The following is a 14,448-nucleotide window of genomic DNA, read 5'->3' as shown; positions in this document are numbered from 1 at the left end:
TTTGAAAAGACGTGAAGATATTCGTAACGTTGCAATTATTGCCCACGTTGACCACGGTAAAACAACCTTAGTTAACGAATTACTTAAGCAATCAGATACATTAGATGAACATACTGACATTGGCGATCGTGCTTTGGATTCCAATGATCTTGAAAAGGAACGTGGTATTACAATTCTTTCCAAGAATACAGCTGTTAAGTATGGAGATAAACAAATTAATATTTTAGATACACCTGGACACGCTGACTTTGGTGGAGAAGTTGAACGTATCATGAAAATGGTTGATGGTGTACTTTTAATTGTTGATGCATTTGAAGGTACTATGCCACAAACTCGTTTTGTATTGAAGAAAGCTCTTGAACAACATTTAACACCAATTGTTATTATTAATAAAATTGACCGTCCAGGTGCTCGTCCAGAAGAAGTAGTAGACGAAGTATTGGATTTATTCATTGAATTAGGAGCAGATGAAGATCAATTAGATTTCCCAGTTATCTACGCTTCTGCAATGAATGGTACAACTTCTCTTGATTCTGATCCTGAGACACAAGAACATACAATGAATCCAATTTTTGATACAATTATCAATACGATTCCTGCTCCTATTGATAACTCAGATGAACCACTTCAATTCCAAGTGGCAATGCTTGATTATAACGAATTTGTTGGTCGTGTAGGTATTGGTCGTGTATTCCGTGGAAAGATCAAAGTTGGTGATCAAGTAACAGTTATGAAACTTGATGGTTCTCAAAAGAACTTCCGTGTAACCAAGTTATTTGGTTTCTTTGGTTTGAAACGCTTGGAAATTCAAGAAGCTAAAGCTGGCGATTTAATTGCAGTTTCTGGTATGGAAGATATTTTCGTTGGTGAAACTGTATGTCCTGTTGATCATCCAGAAGCATTACCATTGCTTCGTATTGATCCTCCTACATTACAAATGACATTTATGACTAACACATCTCCATTTGTTGGACGTGAAGGTGATAATGTTACTGCACGTAAGCTAGAAGATAGATTGAAAGTTCAACTTCATACTGATGTTTCATTAAAAGTTGAAGATACAGAATCTCCAGATGCTTGGACTGTATCAGGTCGTGGGGAATTACATTTATCTATCTTAATTGAAACATTGCGTCGTGAAGGATTCGAATTAGCTGTATCTCGTCCTAAGGTAATCTATCGAGAAATTGATGGTAAGCTTTCTGAACCATTTGAAAGTGTTGTTATTGATACACCTGATGAATATTCTGGTGCGGTTATTGATTCTATGGCTCAACGTAAAGGTGAAATGTTGAACATGGAAACTGGTAATAATGGTCAAACACGTTTAGAATTCTCTACGCCAACACGTGGCTTAATTGGATACGATTCACAATTCTTGTCAATGACTCGTGGATACGGTATTTTAAACCATACATTCTCTGAATATAAACCAGTTATTAGAGGATGGGAACCAGGTCGTCGTAATGGAGCATTAGTATCAATTAATCAAGGAAAAACAACAACATATGCAATTATGGGTGTTGAAGGTCGTGGAACTATTTTTGTAGATCCAGGTACAGAAGTTTATGAAGGTATGATTATAGGTCAATCTTCACGTGAACGTGATATTTCTGTCAACGTTACAAAGGGTAAGAACATGACTAACGTTCGTTCTGCTACAAAAGACCAAACAGCAACAATTAAGAAACCAACACATTTGACATTGGAAGAATCTCTAGAATTCTTGAATGAAGATGAACTTCTAGAAATTACACCAGAATCCATACGTTTACGTAAACGTATTTTGGAAACAAATGCGCGTGAAAAGGCTGCTAAAAAAGCTAAGAAAGCAACAGAATAATATAGAAAAAAGCTCGTAAGTATTTACGGGCTTTTTCTTATTTATACGGATATAAAATTATAATAATATAAGTAACTATAATGTATAGAAGTAAAGCATTAGATTGATGAAATGTTTGATACACAATGTATTTACGCGACATAAAGCGTTTTCTTAATTGGGACGTACCAATCACATGTTTAAGTTAAGAAACAATTAGAAACTAAGTTTTTTTGATTATTTTTAATTATTTTTAAAGAAATTGATGACAATAATCACATTTCATGATATTATAGTAAGTGTTTTCAAGGGAACAACATTTCCAACATGAGCACTTATAATGTTTTTATTTTTTGCTATTGAATGAAAAGGCTTTATTAGTTTGGAGATGTGGTTTCACTTTATTTTATAGGAGGTAAGACAAATGGTAGGGATTATCCTAGCTAGTCATGGTGGCTTTGCCGATGGTATTTATCAATCTGGTGAAATGATTTTTGGCAAGCAAGAAAACGTAGCACATGTTATTTTAAAGCCTGATGAAGGTCCAGATGATGTGCGTGCTAAGATGGAAAAGGCTATTGAATCTTTTGATAATCAAGATGAAATCCTTTTCTTGGTTGATCTTTGGGGAGGAACTCCTTTCAATCAAGCAAACAACTTGGTTGAACAACACAAAGATAAGTGGGCAATTGTTGCAGGCATGAACTTGCCAATGGTTATCGAAGCTTATGCATCACGTTTCTCTATGGAGTCTGCACATGAAATTGCTGCTCATATTATTGAAACAGCTAAAGATGGTGTTAAAGTAATGCCTGAATCATTACAACCTAAAGAAGCACCTAAACAAGCAGCAGCTTCTGGTCAACCAACTGGAGCTATTCCTGAAGGCACTGTTATCGGTGATGGTAAGATCAAATATGTTTTAGCACGTATTGATACACGTTTACTTCATGGACAAGTTGCTACAGGATGGACTAAAGCAATGAATCCAAATCGCATCATTGTTGTATCTGACAGTGTTGCTAAAGATAAATTACGTAAGAACATGATTGCTCAAGCTGCCCCAAGTGGTGTACATGCTAATACTGTTCCAATTAAGAAGATGATTGAAGTAGCTAAAGATCCTCGTTTTGGTAACACAAAGGCAATGCTTTTATTTGAAACACCTCAAGATGCTCTTGAAGCAATTAAAGGTGGCGTTGATATCAAAGAAATCAACGTTGGTTCAATGGCTTATAGCGATGGCAAGGTTAACGTTAACCAAGTTCTTGCTATGGATCAAAAGGATATTGATACATTTAATGAACTCAAGAAATTGGGCGTAAAATTTGATGTCCGCAAAGTTCCTTCTAGTTCTCCAGAAAATATGGATAACTTATTAAAGAAGGCACAAGACCTTGTAAATCAAGGTAATTAAAATTAAGGAGGAAATATCTCATGTCTGCTATTTCAATGATTTTAGTTGTTATTGTAGCGTTCTTTGCAGGATTGGAAGGTATTTTGGATCAATTCCAATTCCATCAACCATTAATTGCATGTACATTAATTGGTTTAGTTACAGGTAATTTAACTGCCGGAATTATGTTAGGTGGATCTTTGCAAATGATCGCTTTAGGTTGGGCTAACATTGGGGCTGCTGTTGCTCCTGATGCTGCTTTGGCTGCTGTTGCATCTGCTATTATTTTGGTTAAAGGTGGTCAAGGTACAGCAGGAATCAGTACAGCTATTGCTGTTGCTATTCCTTTAGCTGTTGCTGGTCTATTCTTAACAATGATTGTTCGTACAATTTCTGTTGCTATTATTCACATTATGGATAAAGAAGCTGAAAAAGGTAATTTCCGCGGTATTGAAGTTTGGCAATTTATTGCCTTACTATTACAAGGTTTACGTATCGCATTACCAGCTGCATTCTTATTAGTTATTCCAACAAGTGCTGTACGTTCATTCCTAGAATCAATGCCAGCTTGGTTAACAGATGGTATGGCAATCGGTGGTGGTATGGTTGTTGCCGTAGGTTATGCTATGGTTATCAATATGATGGCATCTCGTGAAGTATGGCCATTCTTCATCATTGGTTTTGTTATTGCTGCAGTTTCTCAATTGACATTAATTGCTATTGGTGCTTTAGGTATTGCTTTTGCTTTAATCTACTTAGAATTAGAATCTAAGGGTGGTTCAGGCAATGGTGGTTCAAGCAATACTGGAGATCCACTTGGCGATATTTTAGATGACTACTAAGATGAAGGAGGAAGAGTATAATGGCTGAAAAGAAAGTTACATTAAGTAAAAAAGATCGTATGGCTGTTTGTTGGCGTTCAACATTCCTTCAAGGATCATGGAACTACGAACGTATGCAAAATGGTGGCTGGGCTTACTCGATGATTCCAGCTTTAAAGAAATTATACACTACTAAAGAAGATCGTGCTGCAGCTTTAAAGCGTCACTTGGAATTCTTTAATACTCATCCATATTTAGCAGCTCCTATTTTAGGTGTTACATTAGCTCTTGAAGAAGATCGTGCTAATGGTGCTCCAGTTGATGATGTTGCTATTAACGGTGTTAAAGTTGGTATGATGGGACCATTGGCTGGTGTTGGTGATCCAGTATTCTGGTTTACAGCTCGTCCTATTATTGGTGCATTAGGTGCCTCCTTAGCTATTTCAGGAAACATTGTTGGACCTATCTTATTCTTCGTACTTTGGAATGTTCTACGTATTGCATTCTTATGGTATACACAAGAATTTGGTTACCGTGCAGGTTCTAAGATCACAGACGATCTTTCTGGTGGATTATTGCAAAAAGTTACTCGTGGTGCTGCCATGATGGGTATGTTTGTTCTAGGTGCTTTAATTGAACGTTGGGTAAGTATTAAATTTACACCAGTTGTTTCAAAGACTCCTGTGCAAAAAGGTGGTTACATTGACTGGGATCACATTCCTAGTGGTGCTAAAGGAATCAAGGAAGTTCTAACTCAATGGAATATGGGTAAGGGCATGTCCTTAGATAAGATTAAAGTTACAACATTGCAAGATAACTTGGATCAATTAATTCCTGGTTTAGCAGCTTTACTTCTAACATTCTTATGTATGTGGTTATTGAAGAAGAAAGTTTCTCCAATTGTTATCATCTTGGGAATTTTCATTGTAGGTATTATTGCACACGTTATTGGTTTAATGTAATTTCATAATTAATTTAAGAAAGATAGGTTTTATACCCTATCTTTTTTTGTAGTTTATTTTTTGATTATCTTTATATTAATACTGATAAAAGCGAAAATATATGCTAACATAATAGTGTTAAGTCATTTAAATGCGAAAAAATAAAGACTTATATGATAAAAATATCGTTAACTTGCGAATTATCTAATTCTTTATACTTTTCTTATAGAATCATTTTATTGCATAGTATTACGTTATGTTATAATAAATCTAAGGGTAAAGGAGGAATTTAAATCGTTAAGGATTTGAAGAATTGATAATGAAGAATAAGTTAAAAGAAAAGTTAAAATATTTCGACTATGGATTATTTATACCGTATTTAATTTTATGTCTTATTGGCATTGTAATGGTTTACTCTGCTAGTGCGATTAACCTTACTTATGTCGGAGTTAAAGCAACTTCTTATCTCTTTAAGCAAATAATTTTTGTTGGAATAGGGATTACATTAACTTTAATTTTTAGTCATATGAATCCAAAATTTTGGGTTAGTAAAAATGTCCTAAGATTTGGATATTGGACTGTAATAATTCTCCTGATGATGGCTAAGTTTTTATTTGGTGCTATTAATGGTGCTAACGGTTGGATTACATTAGGTTCATTTAGTATTCAGCCAGCAGAGATAGCTAAGCTTTACTTGGTAGTTGCGATTTCTAAAGCTTTTTCAAAAAGAGAAGCTGATATTTATTTAGGAAAACATAAACGTACGACTACGCGAAAAAATTTGGCAGTAAATATCTTACCAATTTTGGCCTTAATTGCAATTGAACCTGATACTGGTGGCGCTACAATTTGTGCTGCAATTTGTTTAGTTCTTATTTTGGCCAATTCTAAAAATTGGAGAGCAAGTATAGGAATTTTGGGAGTAGCAATTTCAATAATAGCACTTACAGTTATGGCTATCCATGCAATTAATCCATTTAAGGGAAGTAAAGTTGAGTATATGTATAAGCGTTTTGAGGGTTATTTTGATCCATTTACATATGCAACTACAAGTGGTAAACAGTTAGTTAATTCTTTTTACGCTATCAGTAACGGAGGATTGTTTGGAGTAGGACTGGGAAATAGTATTCAAAAAAGAGGATATTTACCAGAACCCTATACAGATTTTATATTGGCAATCATTGCAGAAGAACTAGGATTTATAGGAGTTTTAGTGGTTTTAGGGTTACTATTTTTTATAATTTTAAGAATAATTTTGATTGGTATAAGATCTAATAATACTTTCAATACCTTAGTTTGTTACGGAGTAGCGACATTTTTTACAGTAGAATCAATATTTAATATTGGCGCTGTTAATGGACTACTACCTATTACAGGTGTTACATTGCCTTTTATTTCTTATGGTGGTTCAAGTATGGTGGTATTGTCTATGGCTTTAGGAATGGTAATGAATATTTCAGCAAATGAGAAGAGACATACAGCAAGAAACATGTTTTTAAATATGGAGTTGAAGAAATAGTTTAAGTTTTCGGAATAGGAGTGAAGACGAGTGGAAAAAGTATTAATTGCTAATCGTGGCGAAATTGCAATTCGTATTATTAGAGCATGTCATGAACTAGGATTAAAAACGGTAGCTATTTATGCCAAGGAAGATGAATATGGTGTTCATCGTTTTAAAGCTGATGAAGCTTACTTAGTAGGTAGTGGTAAAAAACCTATTGAAGCTTATCTAGATATCAATGACATAATTCGAATAGCTAAAATGACCAATGCTGATGCAATTCATCCAGGTTATGGATTTTTAGCTGAAAATGAAGAATTTGCTCAAAAATGTGAAGAAAATGGAATTACATTTATTGGACCATCAGTGGAACATCTACGTATTTTTGGTGATAAAGTAGAAGCTCGTAATGTTGCTAATTCTGCTGGTTTACATACTATTCCGGGAACGAATGATCCAGTAAAATCACTTAAAGATGTTGAAAAGTTTGCAGATAAACACGGTTATCCTATTATGATTAAAGCAGCAATGGGTGGCGGTGGCCGTGGTATGAGAATTGTTAAACGTAAAGAAGAATTACGCGAGGCATATGAACGCGCTAGAAGTGAAGCTAACCAATCATTTGGTGATGATGAACTTTATGTTGAAAAAATGATTGTTAACCCTAAACATATAGAAGTTCAAATTTTAGCAGATAAACATGGAAATGTAATGCATCTTTTTGAAAGAGACTGTTCTGTACAACGTCGTAATCAAAAGGTTATAGAATTTGCCCCAAGCATAACTTTGTCACAAGAACGTCGCAAAGAAATTTGTGAAGCTGCAGTTAATTTGGCGAAATCTGTAAACTACTATAATGCTGGAACAGTAGAATTTTTAGTAACTGAAGATGATTTTTACTTTGTTGAAGTAAATCCACGTGTTCAAGTAGAACATACTGTTACAGAAATGATCACAGGTGTTGATATTGTACAATCACAAATTCAAATTGCTGAAGGTAAAGACTTGTATAATGATTTAGAGTTACCAAAACAAGAAGAATTAACAAGCCAAGGTATAGCAATCCAATGTCGTATTACAACTGAAGATCCAGAAAATAATTTTATGCCAGATACAGGTAAATTGGAAACATACCGTTCACCAGGTGGTTTTGGTGTTCGCCTAGATGGTGGTAATGTATATGCTGGAGCAGTAATAACACCTTTTTATGATTCTTTATTGGTTAAGGCTTGTGTTCAAGCACGAAACTTTAAAGAAGCTATTAAGCGTATGAACAGAGTGCTTAATGAATTTAGAATTCGAGGTGTTAAAACAAATATTAAATTCATGCGTAACGTGTTGAACCATCCTGTTTTCGTTGCAGGCGATGCACGCACTACATTTATTGATAACACACCAGAGTTATTTGAATTTAATCGTAGCAGTAACAATAATAACCAATTATTGAAGTATATTGGTGATGTTACTGTTAACGGATTCCCAGGCACAAAACATCATCGTAAAGTATTTGTCCCTGATATTAAATTGGATAAGAATTTTGTATCTGAAAGTAAAGTAGAAAATGCAAAATCAGTATTTGATAATGGTGGAGTTGATGCTTTAGCCAATTGGGTAAATAAACAAGAAAAGGTATTAATAACAGATACAACAATGAGAGATGCCCACCAAAGTTTATTTGCAACTAGAATGCGTACTAAAGATATGCTTCCGGTAATTGAAAAATATGATACAGCTTTACCTCATGTATTTTCTGCTGAGGTTTGGGGTGGAGCTACTTTTGATGTAGCGTATCGTTTCTTAAATGAAAGCCCATGGGATAGATTAGATATTATTCGTGAGAAAATGCCTAATACTTTGCTACAAATGCTATTGAGAGGTTCTAATGCTGTAGGATATAAGAATTATCCTGATAATGTATTAAGAGAATTTGTCAATGAAAGTGCAAAACATGGAATTGATGTATTTAGAATTTTCGATAGTCTTAACTGGACAGATCAAATGGAAAAGAGTATAGAGTTTGTTCGCGATGCTGGAAAGATAGCAGAAGGGACAATGTGTTATACTGGAGATATTTTAACTCCTGAGAATAATAAGTATAGTTTAGACTACTATGTCAACTTAGCTAAGGAATTAGAAGCAATGGGTTCGCATATTATCGGTATTAAAGATATGGCAGGACTTCTAAAACCAAATGCTGCTTATGAATTAATTAGTACATTGAAAGAACAAGTTAATGTGCCAATACATTTACATACACATGATACAACAGGTAATGGTGTAGCAACATATGTGCAAGCTGTTCGCGGTGGAGTTGATATTATTGATGTTGCAACTAGTTCACTTTCTGGTACAACAAGTCAACCAAGTATGAGTAGTTTGTATTACGCATTAGAAGGGAACGCTCGTCAGCCAGAACTAAATATTGATAATGTTGAAACATTGAATCGTTATTGGAGTGGAATTAAGCCATTCTATCAAGACTTTATGAATGGAACTACATCTCCACAAACGGATATTTATCAAACAGAAATGCCGGGTGGACAATATTCTAATTTACAACAACAAGCAAAGGCAGTAGGTATTGATGATTTTGAACAAGTTAAGTCAATGTACAGAACTGTTAATAAGTTATTAGGTGATATCATTAAAGTTACTCCAAGTTCAAAAGTTGTGGGTGATTTTGCAATCTTTATGATTCAAAATAATTTAGACGAAAAGTCAATCTTTGAAAGAGGTAAAACTTTAGATTTTCCTAAATCAGTTGTAGATTTCTTTGCAGGCGATTTGGGCCAACCAGTTGGTGGATTTCCTAAGAAACTGCAAGAACTTGTGCTTAAAGGTAAGAAGCCAATCACAGTGCGCCCAGGTAGTTTAGCTAAGCCAGTTGACTTTGATGAAGTAGCTGATGAATTAAAAGATAAGATTAAACGTAATCCTACAAAGGAAGAAGTTTTAAGTTATATCCTATATCCAGAAGTCTTCATAGATTATATTAACAACGTAAAACGTTTTGGTTCTATGCATGATTTAGATACAATTACTTTCTATCAAGGAATGCGTGAAGGGGAAACAATTCATGTTGACTTTAAACCAGGACGTAGTATTATAATTCGTCTAGATTCTGTTTCAGAAGCTGATGAGGAAGGAAATCGTAGCTTATTTTTCTCATTAAATGGTCAAAATATTCAAATTATTGTTCATGATAAGAGTAAGGAAGCTAAGATTAAGAAGATTCCTAAAGCAGAGCCAACTAATGAAAGTCATATAGGTGCAACTTTAAGTGGATCAGTACTAGAAGTATTAGTACAAAAGGGTCAAGAAGTTAAGAAGGGTGAAGCATTAATTGTTACTGAAGCTATGAAGATGGAAACAACAATTAAGGCTCCATTTGATGGAAAAGTTAGTCATGTATATGTTAAAAATGGCGATGTTCTTGAAAGTCAAGATTTATTATTGGAATTGGACAAAAACTAATAATCATTTTAGAAGTGGGAAGAAGTTTCTTCTCACTTTTTTAATTTCATATGGAATTAAAAGATTTTTTCACTGAATTTTTAGCATATATCAAGTATAATTTGATATGATTGTATTAAAACCTGAAAACTTTTATTTTAAAGTGAGGTGTGTAAAATAATGGAATTTAAAAGAGTAGAACGCCAGGGAGTAATTGTTTATTTGAAACATTTAAAACAAAGTAAACAATTACGGAAATTTGGAACTATTCACTATGTATCTCGAAAGATGAAATATGTTTTAATTTATATGAACGCTGAGGATGTTAATGAAGCTTTGCATAAACTAAAAAGCATGAAATTTGTATCGAAGGTTGAAATTTCACCTCGTAAAGAAATTGATAAGGATTTAGAACAAGTTAGAGGTACAGCAAGAGAAAATTTAGAAGATTTTGATTGAGGTAATTAGAATGAGAATTGTAGCAGGTGAATATGGTGGACGACGTCTAAAGGCAGTTTCAGGAATGAAAACTCGTCCAACTACAGATAAAGTTAAAGAAGCAATGTTTAATATTATTGGTCCATATTTTGAAGGTGGAAAGTCGTTAGATCTATTTTCTGGAAGTGGTGGATTAAGTATTGAGGGAGTTTCTCGTGGTATTGAAGAAGCAACCCTTATAGATAGACAATATCAAGCAATAAAAACTATTAAAGAAAATGTAGCAGTAACAAAGCATTCAGAAAAATTTAAAATCATAAAGGGGGATGCTAATAAAATAATTCATGTGCTAGCTAAAAAGCAATTGAGTTATGATTTAGTTTATTTTGATCCACCTTATAAGGAACAAAAAATAGTAGAAATGATGTTAAAATTAGCAGAATTATCTTTACTTAATAAAAACGCGATTATTGTGTGTGAGACAGATCAGGAAGCTAATTTACCAGATGAAATATCAGGATTTAAGTGGATAAAAAAAGCAGATTATGGGATTACACAACTAAATATCTATGAGTTTGAAGGCGGTGAATAGTAATGAAAGTTATTTTTCCAGGAAGTTTTGATCCTATTACAAATGGTCATATGGATTTAATTAGTCGTACAAGTAAGTTATTTGATCAAGTTGTAGTAGTTATTTCCAATAATACTAGTAAACACTCATTATTTACTCCTGAAGAAAAATATCATCTAGTCACTGAAGCATTATCAAAATTTAGTAATGTATCAGTTGAGCTTATTCAAACTGATTTAACTATCAATGTAGTAAAAAAATTTAATGCTGATGCGATTATTCGTGGAATTAGAAATACAAGAGATTTCACATATGAACAAGAAATAGCTTTAATGAATAAAAAGTTAGATAGTGATATTGAAACAATTACTTTATTTTCAAATCCAGAAGTAAGTTTTATTTCTTCAACCTTAGTTAGAGAAATTTCACAGTTTAATTTAGACAAATTGGTTGGGACGGTGCCAGATAATGTTATTGAGGCATTAAGAAAGAAGGTTAAGAATTGAAAAAAGTAAATAAATACATTGTTACTTTAACTATATTGGTAATAGTAGCTATTTTAATGTTTTTACCAATTCCTGTTTACTTAGAGCAGCCAGGTGCAGCTGAAAGTATTAATCAATATGTAACGGTTAATGGAAAGACTAATAAACAAAAAGGTGATTTCATGCTAGTTTATGTTGCTGTTCAAAAAGCAACACCACTAACATACTTATGGAGTTTTTCGCAAAAACATATTGATAGAGTGTCAGCTGAAGAAATGACGGGTGGTAGTTCAGATGCAGAATTTGACAGAATTCAAGAATATTATATGCAAGATGCAGTGAACTCTGCCAAATATGTGGCCTTAAAACATGCAGGGAAAGAAGTTAGCCAAAAATATATTGGAATATATGTTATGTCTGTCTTAGATAAATCCGATTTTAAGAATAAAATTCAAGTTGGCGATACAATAACAAACGTTAATGGAAAGCATTATAGTAATGCTACAGGATATCAAAATGCTTTAGCAAAAATTAAAGCCGGAGAAAAAGTAACTATCACTTATCAGCGTGATGGAAAGAATCATAAGGCTATTGGTAAGACAATGAAATTACCACAAACTAAGAGAACAGGTATAGGGATAACACTGGCTAACCGTTCGAAAGTAAAAACCAATGAAAAGATATCCGCTAATATGGAAGGGATAGGAGGCCCATCTGCAGGTTTAATGTTGTCTTTACAAATGTATTCGCAATTATCGAAAAAAGACTTATTAAAAGGTAGAGATGTTGCAGGTACAGGTACTATTGATGCAGATGGAAAAGTTGGAGATATTGGTGGAATTGACAAGAAGGTTATCTCCGCTTCTAAAGCACATGCTAAAATATTCTTTGCTCCTGATAATCCTGTAAGTAAAGTGGTTAAAAAGTATGACCCGAATGCCAAATCAAATTATGAAGAAGCAGTTGAGACTGCAAAAGAAATTCATACAAAAATGAAAATTGTTCCAGTAAGATCATTTAATGATGCAGTTAATTATTTGGAAAATAATTAGTATAAATGACGTTATAAAGATTGAAGAAATCTTTATAACGTCATTTTTTTGCGAATTATCATATTATATATGTTTGTTAATTAAAAAACGTATTATAAGTCTTTATATAAACTTAATTATACGTAATATATAAAAGATGGAGTTTATATAATAGACTCAATTATTGTATTTTTCGTTAAAAATGAAATCGTTTTTTAAAAATAAAGTTCATTTTATTTGTTGCATTATTCGTGTTTAATTGATAATATATGGTTTGTAAGGTTTATAAAATATGTTTTTTGTTTAAAAGACGAACAATAAGGAGATAGAATAATGTCTGAACTGTTATATGAAGGTAAAGCTAAGCAAATGTGGAGTACAGAAGATGAAAATGTATTAAGAGTAGTGTATATGGACCAGGCTACTGCACTCAATGGTAAGAAAAAGGATGTCATTAAAGGTAAGGGTCATGTTAACAATCAAATTTCAAGTTTAATCTTTGAATATTTGATAAAGAATGACATTCCTACACATTTTATAAAGAAGATTTCTGAGAACGAAGAATTAGTAAAAAAAGTTAAAATCTTCCCACTTGAGATAGTTACACGAAATGTTGCGGCAGGACATTTTTCAACTAGATATGGAGTGGAAGAAGGAAAGAAATTCAATAAACCTGTAGAAGAAATGTACTTCAAGAGTGATGAATTAGATGATCCATTCATTAACGAGTCACAGGCATTAGCATTAGAAATTGCTACTAAGGAAGATTTAAATAGAATCTGGGATTTATCTAGAAAAGTAAATGCATTATTGACAGATTTATTTAAACAAGCAGGAATGAAATTAGTTGATTTTAAGCTCGAATTTGGAACTTTAGAAGATGGTACATTAGTTTTAGCTGATGAATTTTCTCCAGATAATTGTCGTTTATGGGATTTAGAGGATAATCGTCATTTAGATAAAGATGTCTATCGTAGAGATATTGGTGACTTAACACCTGTATATGAAGAAGTATTAAATCGTTTGAAGAAAGTGTTAAACAAATAATAGGAGGAACACAACACCATGACAAAGGTACGTATTTTCGTAACATATAAGCAATCTGTTTTTGATCCACAAGGAGAAACAATTACTGAAGCTGTTCATTCTTTAGGACATAATGAAGTAAAAGAAATTAAAGTGGGAAAATTTTTCGATGTAACTATTGATAGTAGAGAAAAAGAAGTTGGAGAATCTGTAAAAGAAATTTCAGAACAATTATTGGTGAACTTTAATCTTGAAACATATCGTTATGAAATTATGGAGGAAGATTAATGAAAATAGCAGTTATTGTTTTTCCTGGCTCAAATTGTGATATAGACTTATACGAAGCATTACACACTGTATGTGATGCAGATGTTGAATATGTTTCATATAAGCAAGATAACTTAGATGGTTTTGATGCTGTAATGTTACCAGGAGGATTCTCTTATGGTGATTATCTTCGTTGTGGTGCAATAGCACGGTTCTCACCTATTATGCCAGCAGTAATAGAATTTGCAAAAAATGGTAAGCCAGTTTTTGGTACTTGCAATGGATTCCAAATTTTAACAGAGGTTGGTCTATTACCAGGAGCTTTGAAGCGAAATAACAGTTTGAAGTTTGTATGTAAAACAGTAGAATTAACTGTTGAAAATACTAATACACCATTTACTTCTTTATATAAAAAAGGAGAAAAAATAAACTTACCTATTGCTCACGCTGATGGAAGTTATTATGCAGACGAAGAATTATTAGCAGAGCTTGAAGAAAATGGACAAGTTGTTTTTAGATATTCAAAAGAAAATCCTAATGGTAGTTTGAATGATATTGCTGGGATTACAAATAAGCAAGGAAATGTTTTAGGAATGATGCCACATCCTGAAAGAGCTGTTGAAATGTTATTAGGCAATGAAGATGGCTTAAGGGTATTCAAATCATTACTAGAAGAAGGAAAGGTAAAAGGCTAAT

13 protein-coding genes are annotated in these 14,448 nt (G+C 33.1%); all 13 read left to right on the top strand.

Annotation, left to right across the window (positions count from 1 at the left end; translation table 11 throughout):
• Nucleotide 1: 1 nt before the first annotated feature.
• The 13 genes from typA (at nucleotide 2) to purQ (ending at nucleotide 14,447) form a co-directional block, all read left to right on the top strand.
• Nucleotides 2-1,843 (top strand): translational GTPase TypA, encoded by a 1,842-nt coding sequence (typA, locus tag FC55_RS01020; protein WP_003700020.1) that lies wholly within the window; start codon nucleotides 2-4, stop codon nucleotides 1,841-1,843.
• A 403-nt stretch (nucleotides 1,844-2,246) separates the two neighbouring features.
• Nucleotides 2,247-3,239, top strand: coding sequence for a mannose/fructose/sorbose PTS transporter subunit IIB (locus FC55_RS01015; RefSeq protein WP_003702191.1), 993 nt, complete (start codon nucleotides 2,247-2,249; stop codon nucleotides 3,237-3,239).
• 20 nt (nucleotides 3,240-3,259) lie between these two features.
• Nucleotides 3,260-4,060 carry a PTS mannose/fructose/sorbose transporter subunit IIC gene (locus FC55_RS01010; RefSeq protein WP_003702189.1) on the top strand — a complete coding sequence of 267 codons (801 nt, stop codon included), beginning with the start codon at nucleotides 3,260-3,262 and terminating at the stop codon, nucleotides 4,058-4,060.
• A 20-nt stretch (nucleotides 4,061-4,080) separates the two neighbouring features.
• Nucleotides 4,081-5,001, top strand: a complete 921-nt coding sequence (locus FC55_RS01005; protein WP_003700025.1) for a PTS system mannose/fructose/sorbose family transporter subunit IID — start codon at nucleotides 4,081-4,083, stop codon at nucleotides 4,999-5,001.
• A gap of 298 nt (nucleotides 5,002-5,299) precedes the next feature.
• Nucleotides 5,300-6,499, top strand: a complete 1,200-nt coding sequence (locus FC55_RS01000; RefSeq protein WP_003700026.1) for an FtsW/RodA/SpoVE family cell cycle protein — start codon at nucleotides 5,300-5,302, stop codon at nucleotides 6,497-6,499.
• 30 nt (nucleotides 6,500-6,529) lie between these two features.
• The gene (locus tag FC55_RS00995; protein ID WP_003700028.1) at nucleotides 6,530-9,955 is read left to right on the top strand and encodes a pyruvate carboxylase; all 3,426 of its coding nucleotides are present in this window, start codon (nucleotides 6,530-6,532) and stop codon (nucleotides 9,953-9,955) included.
• A 159-nt stretch (nucleotides 9,956-10,114) separates the two neighbouring features.
• Nucleotides 10,115-10,393 carry a YlbG family protein gene (locus FC55_RS00990; protein ID WP_003700030.1) on the top strand — a complete coding sequence of 93 codons (279 nt, stop codon included), beginning with the start codon at nucleotides 10,115-10,117 and terminating at the stop codon, nucleotides 10,391-10,393.
• A 10-nt stretch (nucleotides 10,394-10,403) separates the two neighbouring features.
• Nucleotides 10,404-10,964 carry a 16S rRNA (guanine(966)-N(2))-methyltransferase RsmD gene (rsmD, locus tag FC55_RS00985; RefSeq protein WP_003700032.1) on the top strand — a complete coding sequence of 187 codons (561 nt, stop codon included), beginning with the start codon at nucleotides 10,404-10,406 and terminating at the stop codon, nucleotides 10,962-10,964.
• Nucleotides 10,965-10,966: 2 nt separating this feature from the next.
• Nucleotides 10,967-11,449, top strand: a complete 483-nt coding sequence (gene coaD / locus FC55_RS00980; protein WP_003700034.1) for a pantetheine-phosphate adenylyltransferase — start codon at nucleotides 10,967-10,969, stop codon at nucleotides 11,447-11,449.
• Nucleotides 11,446-12,480: a SepM family pheromone-processing serine protease gene (locus FC55_RS00975; protein ID WP_003700035.1), complete on the top strand. Its 1,035-nt coding sequence runs from the start codon at nucleotides 11,446-11,448 to the stop codon at nucleotides 12,478-12,480. The genes coaD and FC55_RS00975 overlap by 4 nt, the downstream gene beginning before the upstream one ends.
• 312 nt (nucleotides 12,481-12,792) lie before the next feature.
• On the top strand, nucleotides 12,793-13,506 hold the full coding sequence (purC, locus tag FC55_RS00970) for a phosphoribosylaminoimidazolesuccinocarboxamide synthase (RefSeq protein ID WP_003700037.1): 714 nt from the start codon (nucleotides 12,793-12,795) through the stop codon (nucleotides 13,504-13,506).
• 18 nt (nucleotides 13,507-13,524) lie between these two features.
• The gene (gene purS, locus FC55_RS00965) at nucleotides 13,525-13,773 is read left to right on the top strand and encodes a phosphoribosylformylglycinamidine synthase subunit PurS (RefSeq protein ID WP_003700038.1); all 249 of its coding nucleotides are present in this window, start codon (nucleotides 13,525-13,527) and stop codon (nucleotides 13,771-13,773) included.
• Nucleotides 13,773-14,447 carry a phosphoribosylformylglycinamidine synthase subunit PurQ gene (gene purQ / locus FC55_RS00960; protein WP_003700039.1) on the top strand — a complete coding sequence of 225 codons (675 nt, stop codon included), beginning with the start codon at nucleotides 13,773-13,775 and terminating at the stop codon, nucleotides 14,445-14,447. Before purS ends, purQ begins: the two co-directional genes overlap by 1 nt.
• The last annotated feature ends 1 nt before the right edge of the window (nucleotide 14,448 follow it).

It is taken from the genome of Ligilactobacillus salivarius DSM 20555 = ATCC 11741 (assembly GCF_001435955.1).
GTDB lineage: Bacteria > Bacillota > Bacilli > Lactobacillales > Lactobacillaceae > Ligilactobacillus > Ligilactobacillus salivarius.
The sequence above is the reverse complement of the archived record's forward strand: the minus strand, read 5'-3'. Positions and strand labels throughout refer to the sequence as shown.

Bases quoted from the DNA above. Each gene is read 5' to 3' on its own strand.
- coaD (WP_003700034.1), top strand. From the start codon at position 10,967: ATGAAAGTTATTTTTCCAGGAAGTTTTGATCCTATTACAAATGGTCAT.
- FC55_RS01005 (WP_003700025.1), top strand. From the start codon at position 4,081: ATGGCTGAAAAGAAAGTTACATTAAGTAAAAAAGATCGTATGGCTGTT.
- purC (WP_003700037.1), top strand. From the start codon at position 12,793: ATGTCTGAACTGTTATATGAAGGTAAAGCTAAGCAAATGTGGAGTACA.
- FC55_RS00990 (WP_003700030.1), top strand. From the start codon at position 10,115: ATGGAATTTAAAAGAGTAGAACGCCAGGGAGTAATTGTTTATTTGAAA.
- FC55_RS01015 (WP_003702191.1), top strand. From the start codon at position 2,247: ATGGTAGGGATTATCCTAGCTAGTCATGGTGGCTTTGCCGATGGTATT.
- rsmD (WP_003700032.1), top strand. From the start codon at position 10,404: ATGAGAATTGTAGCAGGTGAATATGGTGGACGACGTCTAAAGGCAGTT.
- purQ (WP_003700039.1), top strand. From the start codon at position 13,773: ATGAAAATAGCAGTTATTGTTTTTCCTGGCTCAAATTGTGATATAGAC.
- FC55_RS01000 (WP_003700026.1), top strand. From the start codon at position 5,300: ATGAAGAATAAGTTAAAAGAAAAGTTAAAATATTTCGACTATGGATTA.
- FC55_RS01010 (WP_003702189.1), top strand. From the start codon at position 3,260: ATGTCTGCTATTTCAATGATTTTAGTTGTTATTGTAGCGTTCTTTGCA.
- purS (WP_003700038.1), top strand. From the start codon at position 13,525: ATGACAAAGGTACGTATTTTCGTAACATATAAGCAATCTGTTTTTGAT.